Source organism: Duganella sp. GW821-FHT01E12, assembly GCF_059422325.1.
In genome coordinates this window covers 1013934-1029971 of sequence record NZ_JBWKWR010000002.1, presented here as the reverse complement: position 1 = coordinate 1029971, position 16038 = coordinate 1013934, and the positions used below count along the sequence as shown (strand labels likewise).

The window sequence follows — 16038 nt, the reverse complement described above, 5'->3', positions numbered from 1 at the left end:
TCACTCGCGCTTGCACAGCGCGCTAGCCGGCAGGCCGCAGGTGATCAGGCGGCCGACGTCGGGATTGGTCAGGTAGTTCAGGTGGGCGTAGTCCGGGCGTTCCAGCAGGCCGAAATAGGTCGGCGCGTTGGAGGCCAGGATGTTGTAGACCACCACGCCTTCGCTGGCGTACTTCTCCGGCGGCAGCGTGTACGACAGCAGATCGTTGGGATCGGTGAACGCCACCAGGGTCAGGCGCTGATCCACGGCGGTCGCCGCGCGCCTGGCGTTCATCCGCTTTTGCAGCAGCCGTTGCAGGCTGTCCGGGCCGGCCGCGGCCAGCGGCGCGGCGCCGATCTGCTGGTCCGCCAGCGACAACAGCGGAATCTGATTGGCCGCCATCACCAGCAGGCGCAGGCGGTCCACGGCGCGCTGCGCCACCAGCGCAGCCGGCGAGCCGGGCGCTTCCTCCGACATGCGCAGCAGGGTGTCGAACAGGATCTTGCTGCCCATGCTATGCGAAATCACCACCAGCGGCACCTCGGGCGAGGCCTCGCTCGTCCCCATCACTTGCAGGATCGCGTCGCGCATGCGGCGCTGGATGTCGTCGCGCGCCACGCCCTGGTAGACCAGCGCGTCGGGCAGGCAGTCGTCGATCAGGCCGTCCTTGAAGCGGGCGTTGAGCCGCGCGCGCGACGGCGTGAACGGCGGCGCGCCCTCGCAGACGGAGGACTTGCCGGTCTGGTCGTAGCACAGCTGGCGCTTGAGCGGCGTGGTCAGCGGCGACCAGATCAGCGCGTCGAAGCGCAGCTTGCCGGCGGCGCTCGCCACGTTGGATGAGACGATCTGAATCTGCGGCCCGCCGGCGGCGGCTTCGCGCACGGACGCGGCGCTGGTGGCGGCGTTGAGCGACTGCATCAGTTGCGACACGACCACGCCGGCCCAGCTGGCGTCGTGGGTACAGATGCCGTGCACCAGCAGCACGTCGGCGGACTTGCCGCCGGCGCTGGCGGCCAGGTCGATCAGGCCGGGGAAGTTGGTGTTGGCGTCGAGCGGTTGCGGCGGTTGGTAGGGCGTGCTGCAGGCGCACAGCGTCAGCGCGGCTGGCAACAGCGCGCGGCGTATCCAAGTCAGGGTATTCATGCTGAACCTCCAGTGGCGGCGCGCGGATGCGCCGATGAGGTCCAGTGTATTTTTCCCTGCGGCGGCGACCTTGTCGCGCCGCAGGGAAGGGCTCAGCTTACTGCTGTGCGACCAGCGATTGCAGCACCGGCTGCAGGATGGACTTGCCCAGCTCGGCGCTGCGGGCGCCGTTCCAGCCGGTCTCCGGATCCGGATCGTTGGCGTTGTCCTTGAACGGCATCTCCAGCGTCAGCGACAGGCAGCCGAAGGCGTGGGTGATGTGCGGCGAGCCCATCGTCAGCGTCTCGTCGGTGTACGGCGTTTCGCCGTAGCCGTGGTCGTCCTGGAAGTCCGGGCTGGCGATCAGGAAATTGTCGATGAAGTATTGCTGCGCTTCCGCCTGGTCCGGCGTGAAGTTTGGCAGCGACTCGCTGCCCGCCACGAACACGTAGGGCAGGCCCTCGTCGCCGTGGATGTCCAGGCACAGGTCGCAGCCCACTTCCAGCATCTTGTTCTTGACCAGGAACACTTCGGGGCTGCGCTCCATGGTCGGGTTCAGCCACTCGCGGTTCAGGTTGGCGCCGGCCGCGTTGGTGCGCAGGTTGCCGCGCACCGAGCCGTCCGGGTTCATGTTCGGCACCACGTAGAACACCGCTTCCTTCAGGCACTGGCGGCCGAAGGGATTGGCCGGGTCCAGCAGCGCCTCGACCATGCCTTCGACAAACCACTCGGCCATCGTCTCGCCCGGATGCTGGCGCGCGATGACCCAGACCTTTTGCTCCGCTTCGGGATCGCCGATCACCAGCATGTTCAGGTCGCGGCCGTCGATGGTGCTGCCCAGGTCGACCAGCTTGACCAGCGGCGACAGTTGCGCATTGTCCAGCAGCGACAGGTGGCGTTCCCACGAGTATGGCTCGAAATAAGCGTAGTAGACGCTGTCGTATTCCGGCGTGTGGTTGATGGTCATCACGGAGCCGTCATAGGTGGTGGGCACGCGGAACCAGTTGTCGCGGTCGTAGCTGGCGACGGCCTGGTAATCCTTCCAGCCGTCCGGATAGGCGGCGGAGCCGGCGTTGAGGAAGCGCAGCGACAGCGGCGTGGACTGCGCGCCCTGCACGCGGAAATAAAACCACTGGGTGATGTCCGCGTGGGAGTCCTTGCGGATGTTCAGGTCGATGGCGGCCGGATCGTCGGCACGCAGGACCTCGATGGCGCCGGCGTCGAATTGCTGGCTGATTTTGATAGACATGGCTGAATCCCGGTAATTTCTATGTAAGAAGTTTGTTTGCGCTTGTGGCGCAGTGGCGACATGATACAGCGTCTGGGGTCAAGTCTGACATTCGGACACAGCGTCTGGGGTCAAGTCTGACATTCGGACACGGGCTCCGCCGTAGCGGCCGCTACGGCGGAGCCCGTGTCCGAATGTCAGACTTGACCCCAGTTTTAGATCAGCCCGCCGAAGCGGTCGAAGAAGGCCGGCTCGGCGGCGGGGGCGTCGGCGTCCTCGCGGCGCAGCGTGGCGTCGATGTGCTGCTCGGCCGCCGCGAACACGGCCAGGTAGATGGCCCGCGTGAGCTCGTAGGCCAGCGCGCCCGGCCACGGCGTCGGCAGCAGCTCGACCGGCAATTGCGGATCGTGCAGCTGCACCCGGCGATAGGCGTGGATCAGCAAGGTGCGCACCACGTAGGCTTGCTGCGGCGCCAAGCCACCGTCCGCTGCGGCCGCCAGCAGCGGCTCGAATTGCGCGATGAAGTGCTGGTAAGCCTGCGCCACGCCGGTCAGATCCCAGCCCGCCGCCACCAGCTCGCTCAACGGCCGGCCGCTGACGTGGCGCATGGCCTTGCCCTGCACCACGTACAGCTTGCCCGCCACCCCCAGCCGCTTGAGCAGCTCGTCGAGCGCCGGGCCGTCGGCGGCCGGATGGCCCATGATGCCGGGCGCGATCACGCTGTAGCCTTCCCACAGCAATTCCTTGCGCACCGCGCTGCGCTCGGCCGCGTCCAGCGCGCCGTCGCCGTTGAGGATCAGGGTCCAGCTGCCGTCCCAATGCACATTCAACGGCGCGTAGATGCGGCGGTAGGCGTGCACGAAGCGCGCCATCGCCGGCGGCGTGATCGCGTACGAACTGCGGCGCCCGTCCCGCTGCGCGCCCAGCCAACCCTCCTGCGCCAGCCGGAACACCGCCGTGCGCAGCAGCCGGTCGTTGACGCCGAACGGCGCCAGCAATTCGATCAGGCTGCCCAGCCACACCATGCCCCCGTGCGGCACGATGGCGTCGCCGAAAATGGTCACCACCAGCGATTTCGAGCGGGGCGGGTCGCTGGCCAAAAAGCCGGCTATCCAGTCGTTGCAATTCATGGGCAGACATCTCTTTCTATACACACAAACAAGAGTTTACTTTGCCTGACCATCGGCGCAGCATTTATTTCACGTCCCTTGCCAATGGGATACTGTTTTGCGATCTGAGTCAAAAAAAACGTAGTCAAAGAAAAATATGTATCGTATTATTGCCCATCAGCGATGAGGAGACAGCGATGTATGCACAAATGGTGGAGACGGGCCTGAGCAAGGTCCGCACGGCGGACGACATGGCCGCCGAGGAGCGCGCCTTCCAGGCCCGCATCGACGACGGCGTCAAGATCGAGGCCAAGGACTGGATGCCGGACGCCTACCGCAAGACCCTGATCCGGCAGATTTCCCAGCACGCGCACTCGGAGATCGTCGGCCAGCTGCCCGAGGGTAACTGGGTGACGCGCGCGCCTACACTGAAGCGCAAGTCCATCCTGCTGGCCAAGATCCAGGACGAGGCCGGCCACGGCCTGTACCTGTACAGCGCCGCCGAGACGCTGGGCGTGTCGCGCGACGAGCTGCTGGCCGCCCTGCACAGCGGCAAGGCCAAGTACTCCAGCATCTTCAACTACCCGACCCTGTCGTGGGCCGACATGGGCGCGATCGGCTGGCTGGTCGACGGCTCGGCCATCATCAACCAGATCCCGCTGTGCCGCTGCTCCTACGGCCCGTACGCGCGCGCCATGATCCGCGTCTGCAAGGAGGAGTCCTTCCACGCCCGCCAGGGCTACGACATCATGATGGCGCTGGCCCAAGGCACGCCGGAGCAGAAGGCGATGGCGCAGGATGCGCTCAACCGCTGGTGGTGGCCGTCGCTGATGATGTTCGGCCCGTCCGACGCGGAATCGGTCAACAGCGCGCAATCGGCGCAGTGGCGCATCAAGCTGTTCTCCAACGACGAGCTGCGCCAGCGCATGGTCGACCAGACCGTCCCGCAGGCCGAGTACCTGGGCCTGACCATCCCCGACCCCGATTTGAAATTCAACGCCGACACGGGCCACTACGAATTCGGCGCCATCGACTGGAGCGAATTCCACAACGTCTTGAAGGGCAACGGCCCGTGCAACCGCGAGCGCCTGCGCACCCGCGTCAAGGCCTGGGAAGACGGCGCCTGGTTCCGCGAAGCGCTGGTGGCACACGCCGACAAACACGCCGCCGCCAAGGCGGCATAAGGAGATCAAGATGAGCAAAGAATGGCCACTGTGGGAAGTCTTCATCCGCAGCCAGCACGGGTTGGCGCACAAGCACGTCGGCAGCCTGCACGCGCCGGACGCCGAGATGGCGGTCAACAACGCGCGCGACGTCTACACCCGCCGCAATGAAGGCGTGAGCATCTGGGTGGTGCGCGCGGCCGACATCGTCGCCAGCAGCCCGGGCGACAAGGGCGCGCTGTTCGAGCCGTCCAACAGCAAGGTGTACCGCCATCCGACCTTCTTCCCGATGCCGGAAGAAGTCAAGAACCTGTAAGCGGAGTCCAACGTGCAGACCAAAGTAAACTACCTGCTGCGCCTGGGCGACAACGCCCTGATCCTGAGCCAGCAACTGTGTCAGCTGTGCGGCAAGGGCCCGGCGCTGGAAGAGGACATGGCGCTGACCAACGTGGCGCTGGACCTGCTGGGCCAGACCCGCCTGTGGTACGAGTACGCGGGCGAGCTGGAAGGCGCGGGCCGCGACGAGGACAAGCTGGCCTACCACCGCGACGCCCACGACTTCAAGAACTGCCTGCTGCTCGAGCAACCGAACGGCAACTACGCCGACACCATGGTGCGCCAGTTCTTCTTCGACGCCTGGCACTACTTCCTGATCGTCGGCCTGACGCGCAGCAGCGACGCGCGCATCGCCGCCATCGCCGAGAAATCGCTGAAGGAAGTGACCTACCACCTGCGCCGCAGCGGCGACCTGGTGGTGCGCCTGGGCGATGGCACGGATGTCAGCCGCGCCAAGACCCAGGCCGCCGTCAACGACCTGTGGATGTACAGCGGCGAAGTGTTCGCCTACGACGCGGTCGACGAGGCGATGGTGGCCGAAGGCGTGGCCCCGGCCGCCGCCGGCCTGCGCGCGCAATGGCTGGCGCACGTGGCCGAGATCTTCGCCGAAGCCACGCTGACCATGCCGCCGGCCGACGCCTGGATGCAAAGCGGCGGCAAGCAAGGCCGCCACAGCGAGCACCTGGGCTACATCCTGGCCGAGATGCAGTTCCTGCAGCGCGCCTATCCCGGCGCCACCTGGTAAGCGTGAACGCCATGACAGCCGCCATCAACGCCGCTGACCGTTCGCCCGCCGCCGCCCAGGTGTGGGCCTGGCTGGCCGAGGTCTCCGATCCCGAGATCCCGGTCATCTCCATCGTCGACCTGGGCATCGTGCGCGAGGTGCAGCTGGCCGCCGACGGCGCCTGCACCGTCACCATCACGCCCACGTACTCCGGCTGCCCGGCCATGCAGGTGATCGCCGACGCCATCACCGCCGCGCTGCACGCGCACGGCCTGCAAGACGTGCGCCTGCAAAACCAGCTCTCGCCCGCCTGGACCACCGACTGGATGAGCGAGGAGGGCAAGGCCAAGCTGAAAGGCTACGGCATCGCCCCGCCGGCGCAGCAGGTGATCGACATCAGCGGCCTGCACGCCGGCGCCGCCGTCTCGCGCCGCGCGCAGCCGCGCCTGACGGTGGCCTGTCCCAACTGCGGCTCCACCCACACCGAAATCACCAGCCAGTTCGGCTCCACGCCCTGCAAGGCGCTGTACAAATGCCTGGACTGCCGCGAGCCCTTCGACTACTTCAAGTGCCACTAAAAAGATCATGAGCAAATTCCACCCGCTGACCGTCTCGCAAGTGCGCCACGAAACGCGCGACACCATCGCCGTCACCTTCGCCGTGCCGCCCGAGCTGCAAGAGAGCTTCAAATTCCAGCAAGGCCAGCACCTCACGCTGCGCGCGCAGATCGGCGACGAGGACGTGCGCCGCTCGTACTCGATCTGCTCCGCCGTGCAGGAAGGCGCGCTGCGCGTGGCCATCAAGCGCACGCAGGGCGGCCTGTTCTCCAGCTGGGCCAACGACACCATTAAGCCCGGCACCACGCTCGACGTGATGCCGCCGATGGGCCACTTCAACGTGCCGCTGGACGCCGCCAACCGCAAGCACTACATGGCCTTCGCCGCCGGCAGCGGCATCACGCCCATCCTGTCGATCATCAAGACCACGCTGGCGGCCGAGCCGCACAGCCGCTTCACGCTCTTCTACGGCAACCGCGCCTCGTCGTCGGTGATCTTCAAGGACGAACTGTCCGACCTGAAGGACACCTACATGGAGCGCCTCAAGCTGGCCTACGTGATGAGCCGCGAGCAGCAGGACATCGAATTGTTCAACGGCCGCATCACCAAGGAGAAGGCCGCGCAGTTCCTCAAGCACTGGGTGTGGGTGGAAGACATCGATGTCGCCTTCATCTGCGGCCCGGAGGACATGATGCACGGCGTCTCGGAAGCGCTGCAGGAAGCCGGCATGCCCAAGTCGCAGATCAAGATCGAGCTGTTTGCCGCCAGCATCCCCAAGCACCAGCACAAGCCGCGCGCGGTCGATCCGCAGGCCGGCCGCCACGAAACCGAAGTCACCGTCATCCTGGACGGCAACGCGACCAGCTTCACCATGGACCAGGACAAGGAATCCCTGCTCGACGCGGGCCTGAAGGCCGGCATCGACATGCGCTACTCGTGCAAGGGCGGCGTGTGCTCGACCTGCCGCTGCAAGCTGATTGAAGGTAAAGTCGACATGGACGTGAACTACGCGCTGGAAGACTACGAGATCGCGCGCGGCTATGTGCTGAGCTGCCAGAGCTTCCCCATCACCGACAAAGTCGTCATCGACTTCGACCAGGCCGAATAAGAACCATTCCACCGGAGACGCCATGAACTACGAGAACATCCTCTTCGACATCACCGACGGCGTCGCCACGCTGACGCTGAACCGTCCCGATAAGCTCAACAGCTTCACCCAGGCCATGCACGAGGAAGTGCGCCACGCGATGCACAAGGTCGCCCACGACAAGAGCGTGCGCGTGATGGTGCTCACCGGCGCCGGCCGCGGTTTCTGCGCCGGCCAGGATCTGTCCGACCGCGCGGTGGAGCCGGGCGCCCGTCCGGTCGACCTGGGCGACTCGGTGGAAAAGAACTACGCCCCGCTGGTGCTGGCGCTGCGCGCCTTGCCGATGCCGGTGATCTGCGCCGTCAACGGCGTGGCCGCCGGCGCCGGCGCCAACATCGCGCTGGCGTGCGACATCGTGCTGGCCGCCAAATCGGCGTCCTTCGTCGAGGTGTTCTGCAAACTGGGCCTGATCCCCGACACCGGCGGCACCTACTTCCTGCCACGCCTGATCGGCAGCGCGCGCGCCATGGGCCTGGCCATGCTGGGCGATAAGCTCAGCGCCGAAAAAGCCGAAGCCTGGGGCCTGATCTGGAAGGCCGTGCCGGACGCGGAACTGGCCGCCGAAACGCAGGCGATGGCGCGCCACTTCGCCACCGCCCCGACCAAGGGCCTGGCCTTCACCAAACAAGCCTTGCACTGCAGTCCGCACAATTCGCTGCAACAGCAGCTGGCGCTGGAATGCGAAATGATGAGCGAACTGGGTCGCAGCGACGACTACCGCGAGGGCGTGGCCGCCTTCATGGAAAAGCGCGCCCCGCAATTCAAGGGGAAATAACATGGCAGCACTCCACACCGACCGCGCCATCGCCGTCATCGGCAGCGGCGCCATGGGCGCCGGCATCGCCCAGGTGGCGGCCGTCGCCGGCTACACCGTCAAGCTGTTCGACACGCGCCCGGAAGCCGTGGCCAAGGCCATGTCCGACATCGCCGCAGCCCTGAACAAGCTGGTGGCCAAGGAGCGCATGAGCGCCGTCGATTGCGCCGCCTCCATCGCCCGCGTGCAGGCGGCCATCACGCTGAACGACGTCGCCGGCTCCGCGCTGGTGGTCGAAGCCATCGTCGAAAACCTCGACGTCAAGCGTGGCCTGTTCGCCGAGCTGGAAGCCATCGTCGGCGACGACTGCATCCTCGCCACCAACACCTCGTCGATTTCGGTCACCGCCATCGCCGCCAAGCTGCGCGTGCCGGCGCGGCTGGTCGGCATGCACTTCTTCAATCCGGTGCCCTTGATGGCGCTGGTGGAAGTGATCAGCGGCCTGGCCACCGATCCCGCCGTCGCGCAAACCGTGTACGACACCGCCGCCGCGTGGGGCAAGCAGCCGGTGCACGCCAAGTCCACACCGGGCTTCATCGTCAACCGCGTGGCGCGGCCGTTCTACGCCGAAGGCTGGCGTTTGCTCAGCGAGCAGGCCGCCGACGCCGCCACCATCGACGCCGTCATGCGCGATTGCGGCGGCTTCCGCATGGGACCCTTCGAGTTGATGGACCTGATCGGGCATGACGTCAACTTCTCGGTCACGCAATCGGTGTTCGGCGCCTACTTCAACGACCCGCGCTTCACGCCGTCGGTGCTGCAGCAGGAGATGGTCAACGCCGGTTTCCTGGGCCGCAAATCGGGGCGCGGCTTCTACCACTACGGCGATGCCGCCCCCGCCATGCCGCAGCCGCAGGCCGAAGCCGTGCAGCCCAAGCCGGAATTCGTCAGCTACAACATCGAGCCGGGTGCGGCGGTCGGGCCGTCGCACGCCATCGGCGGCGCCGTCAGCGACGCGCTGGCGGCGCGCCTGCGCGCCTCCGGCATCAACGTCGCACACCGCAAGACACCGGAAGCGCGCAGCCACGTCGTCGGCACCGACGACGCGCCGGCCTTCCACTGCAACGGCGCCGCCATCTACCTCACCGACGGCCGCAGCGCCACCCAGCGCGCGCACGACAGCCATTATCCGGACACGGTGCTGTTCGACCTGGCGCTGGACTACGCCAGCGCCAAGCGCATCGCCATCAGCCGCGCCGACCAGTGCTCGAACGAGGCCTACCAGTCCGTGGTCGGCCTGTTCCAGTCGGCCGGTTTCACGGTCACGCGGCTGGACGACGTACCCGGCATGGCCGTCATGCGCACCGTCGCCATGCTGGCCAACGAGGCGGCGGACGCCGTCAACCAGGGCGTTTGCAGCGCCGCCGGCGCGGACCTCGCCATGCAGAAGGGCGTGAACTATCCGCGCGGTCCTCTGGCCTGGGCGGACGCGGTGGGCATCGGCCAGATCGTGACCGTGCTGTCCAACCTGGCCGCGGGTTATGGCGAGGACCGCTACCGCGTGTCGCCGCTGCTGCGCCGCAAACACGCGGCGGGAGGGCGCTTCCATGACTAAGTCCGCAACCCTGGCCGCCGCGTCCGCGCTCAGCGCCGACGAGGCACTGGCGCTGGCGCAAGCCGTCGGCGCCGCCATGTTCGACAGCGATCCGGCCTCGCAGGGGCTGGGCATGAAGGTCGACGCCATCTCGCCCGGCCACGCCCGCATGTCGATGGCGGTGCGCGCGGACATGTTGAACGGCCATGGCAGCTGCCACGGCGGCTTCATTTTCACGCTGGCCGACAGCGCCTTCGCCTTCGCCTGCAACAGCCACAATCTGACCAGCGTGGGCGCCGCCTGCACCATCGACTATCTCGCGCCCGCCCGCCTGCACGACGTGCTGACCGCCGACGCCAGCGAGCAGGCGCTGGCCGGCAAGAGCGGCGTCTACGACGTCAAGGTCACCAACCAGGACGGCCGCATCGTCGCCCTGTTCCGGGGTAAGTCGCACCGGGTCAGTGGCCACATCGTTCCCGTGCCGCAGTAAGCCGAACAAGGAGGAGACACCGATGGTTCAACGCATTCCCGCGCCGTCCGATCTGGAACCGATCGAACGCGCCAGCAAGGACGAACTGCAAGCGCTGCAACTGCAACGCATGCAATGGTCGCTCAAGCACGCCTACGACAATGTCCCGCACTACCGCGCCGCATTCGACGCCGCCGGCGTCCATCCCGACGACCTGCGCACGCTGGCCGACCTGGCCAAGTTCCCCTTCACCGGCAAGAAGGAGCTGCGCGACAACTACCCGTTCGGCATGTTCGCCGTGCCGCGCGAGCAGGTGGTGCGCGTGCACGCCTCCAGCGGCACCACCGGCAAGCCGACGGTGGTGGGCTACACGCAGAACGACATCGACACCTGGGCCAATGTGGTGGCGCGCTCGATCCGCGCGGCCGGCGGCCGGCGCGGCGACATGGTGCACATCTCCTACGGCTACGGCCTGTTCACCGGCGGCCTGGGTGCGCATTATGGCGCCGAGCGCCTCGGCTGCACGGTGGTGCCGATGTCCGGCGGCCAGACCGAAAAGCAGGTGCAGCTGATCGAGGACTTCAAGCCGTCCATCATCATGGTGACGCCGTCGTACATGTTGAACATCATCGAGGAGTTCCAGCGCCAGGGCCTGGACCCTGCCGCAAGCTCGCTCAAGGTCGGCATCTTCGGCGCCGAGCCGTGGACCGACGCCATGCGCGGCGAGATCGAGCAGCGCGCCGGCATCGACGCGGTGGACATCTATGGCCTGTCCGAAGTGATGGGCCCCGGCGTGGCCAGCGAGTGCATCGAGAGCAAGGACGGCCCGGTCATCTGGGAGGACCATTTCTACCCCGAGATCATCGACCCCGAAACCGGCGAGGTGCTGCCGGACGGCGAGGAGGGCGAGCTGGTATTCACCTCGCTGAGCAAGGAAGCGCTGCCCGTGATCCGCTACCGCACGCGCGACCTCACGCGGTTGCTGCCGGCCACCTCGCGCTCCATGCGCCGCATCGGCAAGATCACCGGCCGCTCGGACGACATGCTGATAATCCGCGGCGTGAACGTGTTCCCGTCGCAGATCGAAGAGCTGATCCTCAAGATGCCGAAGCTCGCGCCGCAATACCAGCTGGTGATCTCGCGCGACGGCCACCTCGACAAACTGGATGTGCTGGCCGAGCTGCGACCCGGCGTGGCCGACGACGAGATCGCGGCGCTGGCGCGGGAACTTGAACACCGCATCAAAACCAACGTCGGCGTCAGCACCAAGGTGCGCCTGCTGGTCCCCAACGGCATCGAACGCACATTGACGGGCAAGGCCCGCCGCGTGGTCGACCAGCGCCCGAAACATTAAGGAGATTCCGTGAACGACGCTTTTATTTGTGACGCCATCCGCACCCCATTCGGCCGCTACGGCGGCGCCCTGGCCGGCGTGCGCGCCGACGACCTGGCCGCGCTGCCCATCGCCGCGCTGATCGCCCGCAATCCCGGCGTGGACTGGTCCAAGGTGGACGACGTCTACTACGGCTGCGCCAACGGCGCCGGCGAAGACAATCGCAACGTCGGCCGCATGGCCGCGCTGCTGGCCGGGCTGCCGGTCGATGTGCCGGCCAACACCATCAACCGCCTGTGCGGCTCCAGCCTGGACGCGGTGGGCATCGCCGCGCGTTCCATCAAGGCCGGCGAGGCGCAGCTGGTGATCGCCGGCGGCGTGGAGAGCATGACCCGCGCGCCCTTCGTCATGGGCAAGGCCGACAGCGCGTTCTCGCGCGCGGCCAAGATCGAGGACACCACCATCGGCTGGCGCTTTGTCAATCCGCTGATGAAGGCCAAGTACGGCATCGACAGCATGCCGGAGACGGCCGAAAACGTCGCGCAGGAATTTGGCATCAGCCGCGCCGACCAGGATGCGTTCGCGGTGCGCAGCCAGCAGCGCTGGGCCGCCGCGCATGCGGCCGGCGTGTTCAAGGACGAAATCGTGCCGGTCACCTTGGCACAGAAAAAAGGGGATCCGAAGATCGTCGACACCGACGAGCATCCGCGCCCGGACACCACGGTCGAGATGCTGGCCAAGCTCAAAGGCGTGGTCAAGCCGGATGGCAGCGTCACGGCCGGTAACGCCTCGGGCGTGAACGACGGCGCCTGCGCGATCCTGCTGGCGTCGGCCGCCGCCGCCGAGCAGTACGGCCTGCGCAAGCGCGCCCGCGTGCTGGGCATGGCGACGGCCGGCCTGGCGCCGCGCATCATGGGCTTCGGTCCTTCGCCGGCGTCGAAGAAGGTGTTGGCGCAGGTCGGCCTGACCATCGGCCAGATGGACGTCATCGAATTGAACGAAGCCTTCGCCGCGCAGGGCCTGGCCGTCACGCGCGACCTGGGCCTGGCCGACGACACGGCCCACGTCAATCCGAACGGCGGCGCCATCGCCATCGGCCACCCGCTGGGCGCATCCGGCGCTCGGCTCGTGCTGGCGGCGCTGAACCAGCTGGAACGAACCGGCGGCCGCTACGCGCTGTGCACCATGTGCATCGGCGTCGGGCAGGGCATCGCCCTCGTCATCGAACGCGTGTAAGCGGGCGCCGTCATGGTCAAAGTCTACGAAATCAACGGCGTCACGCCGGTGGTCCACCCGACCGCCTACGTGCACCCCAGCGCGGTGCTGATCGGCGACGTCATCGTCGGCCCGCGCTGCTACGTCGGCCCGCTGGCCGCGCTGCGCGGCGACTTCGGCCGGCTGATCCTGGAGGAGGGCGCCAACCTGCAGGACACCTGCGTCATGCACGGCTTCCCCGGCTGCGACACGGTGGTCGAACGCGACGGCCATATCGGCCATGGCGCCGTGCTGCACGGCTGCCGCATCGGCCGCAACGCGCTGGTCGGCATGAACAGCGTGGTGATGGACAACGCCATCATCGGCGCCGACAGCATCGTCGCCGCCATGAGCTTCGTCCGCGCCGGCATGCAGGTGCCGCCCCGCAGCCTGGTGGTCGGCACTCCGGCCAAGGTGGCGCGCGAACTGCGCGACGACGAGATCAAATGGAAGACCGAGGGCACCGGCCAGTACCAGGAACTGGCGGTGCGCTCCATGAACACCATGCGCGAAGTCGATGCGCTGACCGAAGTGGAACCTGAGCGCAAGCGCGTCGAGTGGGAAAGCTCGCTGCCGCTGCACCTGCATAAAAACGCCCAAGCATAATCAACGGAGATATATATGGCATCAACTCTGCAAAGCTGGATCGGCGGCCGATGGATAGGCGCCGAAGCTTCCGCGCCGCTGCACAGCGCCTTGAACAACGCGGTGATCTGCCACACCCACGCCGAGAAGATCGACTTCGACGAAGCCGTGACCTACGCCCGCAAGACCGGCGTGCCGGCGCTGATGAAGATGGACTTCCAGCAGCGCGCCGCGCGCCTGAAGGCGCTGGCGCTGTACCTGGCCAGCCGCAAGGAAGAGCTGTACGCCATCTCGCACCTGACCGGCGCCACCCGCGCCGACAGCTGGGTCGACATCGAAGGCGGCACCGGCACGCTGTTCGCCTACGCCAGCATGGGCAGCCGCGAGCTACCTTCGTCCAACGTGCTGCACGAAGGCCCGGCCATGGCGTTGGGTAAGAACGGCGGCTTCTCCGGCACCCACATCCTGGTGCCGCGCGGCGGCCTGGCGGTGCACATCAACGCCTTCAACTTCCCGATCTGGGGCCTGCTGGAGAAGTTCGCGCCCAGCTTCCTGGCCGCCATGCCGTGCATCGGCAAGCCTGCCTCCGCCACCAGCTACCTGACCGAAGCGCTAGTGCGCATGATGAACGACTCCGGCCTGCTGCCGGCAGGCGCGCTGCAACTGGTCATCGGCGGCACCGGCGACCTGCTGGACCGCCTGGGCGGCGCCGACGTCGTCACCTTCACCGGTTCGGCCGACACCGCCGCCAAGCTGCGCACCAACCGTAACCTGATCGCCAACTCGGTGCCGTTCACCGCCGAAGCGGACTCGCTCAACTGCGCCATCCTGGCGCCGGACGTCACGCCCGACGACGCCGAATTCGATCTGTTCGTCAAGGAGGTGGCGCGCGAGATGACTGGCAAGGCCGGCCAGAAATGCACCGCCATCCGCCGCATCATCGTGCCGGAAAATATGGTGGACGCCGTCGGCACCCGCCTGCGTGAGCGCCTGGCCAAGGTCAGCGTCGGCGATCCGTCGGTGGAGGGCGTGCGCATGGGCGCACTGGCCTCCAAGGACCAGCAGCGCGACGTCGCCGAGCGCGTCGAGCTGCTCGCGCGCGGCAACGAGGTGCTGTTCAGTGAACGCGACGGCTTCAAGCTGGTGGGCGACGGCGTCGCCAACGGCTCCTTCTTCTCGCCGACGCTGCTGCTGTGCCGCGACGGCATGCGCAACGACGCCGTGCACGACATCGAAGCCTTCGGCCCGGTCAGCACCATCATCAGCTACAACGGCATCGACGAGGCGCTGGCGCTGGCCGCGCGCGGCAAGGGTTCGCTGGTTTCCACGCTGGTGACCAAGGAGCCGGCAATCGCCGCCTACGCCGTGCCGATGGCCGCCGCCTCGCACGGCCGCGTGCTGATACTGGACCGCGAAGCATCGGTCGATTCGACAGGCCACGGTTCGCCGCTGCCGCAGCTCAAGCACGGCGGCCCTGGCCGCGCCGGCGGCGGGGAGGAACTGGGCGGCATCCGCGCGGTGCGCCACTTCCTGCAGCGCGCCGCCATCCAAGGCTCGCCGACCATGCTGGCCGCCGTCACCGGCGAGTACGTGCGCGGCGCCAAGGTGCAGGAGAGCGAAGTCCATCCATTCCGCCGCTACTTCGAAGACCTGAAGATGGGCGACTCGCTGCTGACGCACCGCCGCACCGTGACCGAAGCGGACATCGTCAACTTCGGCGGCGTCTCCGGCGACTACTTCTACATGCACTTCGACGACATCGCCGCCAGGGACACGCAGTTCGGCAAGCGCATCGCGCACGGCTACTTCGTGCTGTCGGCAGCCGCCGGCCTGTTTGTGTCGCCGGCGCCCGGCCCGGTGCTGGCCAACTACGGTCTGGACAACCTGCGCTTCATCACGCCGGTGGCCATCGGCGACACCATCCGCGCGCGCCTGACCTGCAAGCGCAAGGTGGACCGCAACCGCACCGACGACAAGGGCGTAGGCCAGGGCGTGGTCGCATGGGATGTGCAGGTGACCAACCAGAACGACGAACTGGTGGCCAGCTACGACATCCTGACGCTGGTGATGAAGCGCGGCTGAGCGTTGCGGCCGGCGGGCCTTACTCCGCCGGCTCCAGCACCGCCAGCAGTTTGATCAGCCCCGTGTCCAGCAGCGCCAGTTCCGCTGGGCTCAGGGGCGACAGGATCTTGTGTTCATTGTCGACATGCGCGGCCACCGCGCGGTCGATCAGTTCCAGCCCGGCCGGGGTTAGCCGCACCAGCAGGCTGCGGGCGTCCGTGGGGTTGGGCACCCGCTCGACCAGCGCGCTGGCTTCCAGCCGCTGCAGCCGGTGCGTCATGGTGCCGGAGGTGATCATCATCGCCGAGAACAGCGCGGTCGGCGCCAGGCAGTAGGGCGCGCCGGAACGCCTGAGCGTCGCCAGCACATCGAATTCCCACGCACCCATTCCAAATTCCGCGAAGGTCGCGTCCAGCCTGCGCTGCAGCAGCGCGGCACTTCGCTTCAACCGTCCTATCGTCGCCATCGGCGCCACGTCCAGGTCGGGACGCTCACGGCGCCACTGCGCCACGATGGCATCCACGGCATCCATCGGTCTCTCGTTCGGCATAGCACACTCCAATTTATCTTGACATCAAGATTGTTTTTGATCAGACTTCCATTTTATCTTGAAGTCGAGACAA

16 protein-coding genes are annotated in these 16038 nt (G+C 67.1%); 12 read left to right on the top strand and 4 right to left on the bottom strand.

All coding sequences use genetic code 11. The features are described from left to right. The 3 genes from AC07WS_RS09855 to paaX all read right to left on the bottom strand — a co-directional run bounded on the left by AC07WS_RS09855 (position 1) and on the right by paaX (position 3459). Entirely contained in the window at positions 1-1122 is a 1122-nt protein-coding gene (locus AC07WS_RS09855) for a hypothetical protein (RefSeq protein WP_494728858.1), read from the bottom strand. 97 nt (positions 1123-1219) lie between these two features. Then, positions 1220-2350 carry a M14 family metallopeptidase gene (locus tag AC07WS_RS09850; RefSeq protein WP_494728857.1) on the bottom strand — a complete coding sequence of 377 codons (1131 nt, stop codon included), beginning with the start codon at positions 2348-2350 and terminating at the stop codon, positions 1220-1222. A 194-nt stretch (positions 2351-2544) separates the two neighbouring features. Continuing rightward, positions 2545-3459 (bottom strand): phenylacetic acid degradation operon negative regulatory protein PaaX, encoded by a 915-nt coding sequence (gene paaX, locus AC07WS_RS09845; protein WP_494728856.1) that lies wholly within the window; start codon positions 3457-3459, stop codon positions 2545-2547. 176 nt (positions 3460-3635) lie between these two features. Here paaX and paaA point away from each other — a divergent pair, with 176 nt between their 5' ends. The 12 genes from paaA to paaZ are packed head-to-tail and all read left to right on the top strand — an operon-like array spanning position 3636 to position 15436. Then, on the top strand, positions 3636-4622 hold the full coding sequence (gene paaA / locus AC07WS_RS09840) for a 1,2-phenylacetyl-CoA epoxidase subunit PaaA (protein ID WP_494728855.1): 987 nt from the start codon (positions 3636-3638) through the stop codon (positions 4620-4622). Between the two features lie 10 nt (positions 4623-4632). Then, positions 4633-4917: a 1,2-phenylacetyl-CoA epoxidase subunit PaaB gene (gene paaB, locus AC07WS_RS09835; protein WP_020701068.1), complete on the top strand. Its 285-nt coding sequence runs from the start codon at positions 4633-4635 to the stop codon at positions 4915-4917. 12 nt (positions 4918-4929) lie between these two features. Then, positions 4930-5682, top strand: coding sequence for a 1,2-phenylacetyl-CoA epoxidase subunit PaaC (gene paaC / locus AC07WS_RS09830; RefSeq protein ID WP_494728854.1), 753 nt, complete (start codon positions 4930-4932; stop codon positions 5680-5682). Between the two features lie 11 nt (positions 5683-5693). Continuing rightward, positions 5694-6239: a 1,2-phenylacetyl-CoA epoxidase subunit PaaD gene (paaD, locus tag AC07WS_RS09825; protein WP_494728942.1), complete on the top strand. Its 546-nt coding sequence runs from the start codon at positions 5694-5696 to the stop codon at positions 6237-6239. Between the two features lie 7 nt (positions 6240-6246). After that, complete coding sequence (paaE, locus tag AC07WS_RS09820) at positions 6247-7326, top strand: 1,2-phenylacetyl-CoA epoxidase subunit PaaE (RefSeq protein ID WP_494728853.1); 1080 nt, start codon at positions 6247-6249, stop codon at positions 7324-7326. Between the two features lie 22 nt (positions 7327-7348). After that, the gene (gene paaG, locus AC07WS_RS09815; protein ID WP_494728852.1) at positions 7349-8140 is read left to right on the top strand and encodes a 2-(1,2-epoxy-1,2-dihydrophenyl)acetyl-CoA isomerase PaaG; all 792 of its coding nucleotides are present in this window, start codon (positions 7349-7351) and stop codon (positions 8138-8140) included. A 1-nt stretch (position 8141) separates the two neighbouring features. Continuing rightward, a complete protein-coding gene (paaH, locus tag AC07WS_RS09810) occupies positions 8142-9734 on the top strand; it encodes a 3-hydroxyacyl-CoA dehydrogenase PaaH (RefSeq protein WP_494728851.1) in 1593 nt (530 codons plus the stop codon). Further along, complete coding sequence (gene paaI, locus AC07WS_RS09805) at positions 9727-10203, top strand: hydroxyphenylacetyl-CoA thioesterase PaaI (protein WP_494728850.1); 477 nt, start codon at positions 9727-9729, stop codon at positions 10201-10203. The genes paaH and paaI overlap by 8 nt, the downstream gene beginning before the upstream one ends. A 22-nt stretch (positions 10204-10225) precedes the next feature. Then, positions 10226-11536, top strand: coding sequence for a phenylacetate--CoA ligase PaaK (gene paaK, locus AC07WS_RS09800; RefSeq protein WP_494728849.1), 1311 nt, complete (start codon positions 10226-10228; stop codon positions 11534-11536). Between the two features lie 9 nt (positions 11537-11545). Further along, positions 11546-12751, top strand: coding sequence for a 3-oxoadipyl-CoA thiolase (gene pcaF, locus AC07WS_RS09795; protein WP_494728848.1), 1206 nt, complete (start codon positions 11546-11548; stop codon positions 12749-12751). A gap of 12 nt (positions 12752-12763) precedes the next feature. After that, on the top strand, positions 12764-13375 hold the full coding sequence (paaY, locus tag AC07WS_RS09790) for a phenylacetic acid degradation protein PaaY (protein WP_494728847.1): 612 nt from the start codon (positions 12764-12766) through the stop codon (positions 13373-13375). Positions 13376-13390: 15 nt separating this feature from the next. Continuing rightward, on the top strand, positions 13391-15436 hold the full coding sequence (paaZ, locus tag AC07WS_RS09785) for a phenylacetic acid degradation bifunctional protein PaaZ (RefSeq protein WP_494728846.1): 2046 nt from the start codon (positions 13391-13393) through the stop codon (positions 15434-15436). A 19-nt stretch (positions 15437-15455) separates the two neighbouring features. Here paaZ and AC07WS_RS09780 read toward each other — a convergent pair whose 3' ends face one another. After that, a complete protein-coding gene (locus AC07WS_RS09780) occupies positions 15456-15965 on the bottom strand; it encodes a MarR family winged helix-turn-helix transcriptional regulator (protein WP_494728845.1) in 510 nt (169 codons plus the stop codon). Positions 15966-16038: the final 73 nt, after the last annotated feature.

Coding starts and splice junctions, on each gene's coding strand:
- AC07WS_RS09855 (WP_494728858.1), bottom strand. CDS start 1,122: ATGAATACCCTGACTTGGATACGCCGCGCGCTGTTGCCAGCCGCGCTG.
- AC07WS_RS09850 (WP_494728857.1), bottom strand. CDS start 2,350: ATGTCTATCAAAATCAGCCAGCAATTCGACGCCGGCGCCATCGAGGTC.
- paaX (WP_494728856.1), bottom strand. CDS start 3,459: ATGAATTGCAACGACTGGATAGCCGGCTTTTTGGCCAGCGACCCGCCC.
- paaA (WP_494728855.1), top strand. CDS start 3,636: ATGTATGCACAAATGGTGGAGACGGGCCTGAGCAAGGTCCGCACGGCG.
- paaB (WP_020701068.1), top strand. CDS start 4,633: ATGAGCAAAGAATGGCCACTGTGGGAAGTCTTCATCCGCAGCCAGCAC.
- paaD (WP_494728942.1), top strand. CDS start 5,694: ATGACAGCCGCCATCAACGCCGCTGACCGTTCGCCCGCCGCCGCCCAG.
- paaE (WP_494728853.1), top strand. CDS start 6,247: ATGAGCAAATTCCACCCGCTGACCGTCTCGCAAGTGCGCCACGAAACG.
- paaG (WP_494728852.1), top strand. CDS start 7,349: ATGAACTACGAGAACATCCTCTTCGACATCACCGACGGCGTCGCCACG.
- paaH (WP_494728851.1), top strand. CDS start 8,142: ATGGCAGCACTCCACACCGACCGCGCCATCGCCGTCATCGGCAGCGGC.
- paaI (WP_494728850.1), top strand. CDS start 9,727: ATGACTAAGTCCGCAACCCTGGCCGCCGCGTCCGCGCTCAGCGCCGAC.
- paaK (WP_494728849.1), top strand. CDS start 10,226: ATGGTTCAACGCATTCCCGCGCCGTCCGATCTGGAACCGATCGAACGC.
- paaY (WP_494728847.1), top strand. CDS start 12,764: ATGGTCAAAGTCTACGAAATCAACGGCGTCACGCCGGTGGTCCACCCG.
- paaZ (WP_494728846.1), top strand. CDS start 13,391: ATGGCATCAACTCTGCAAAGCTGGATCGGCGGCCGATGGATAGGCGCC.
- AC07WS_RS09780 (WP_494728845.1), bottom strand. CDS start 15,965: ATGCCGAACGAGAGACCGATGGATGCCGTGGATGCCATCGTGGCGCAG.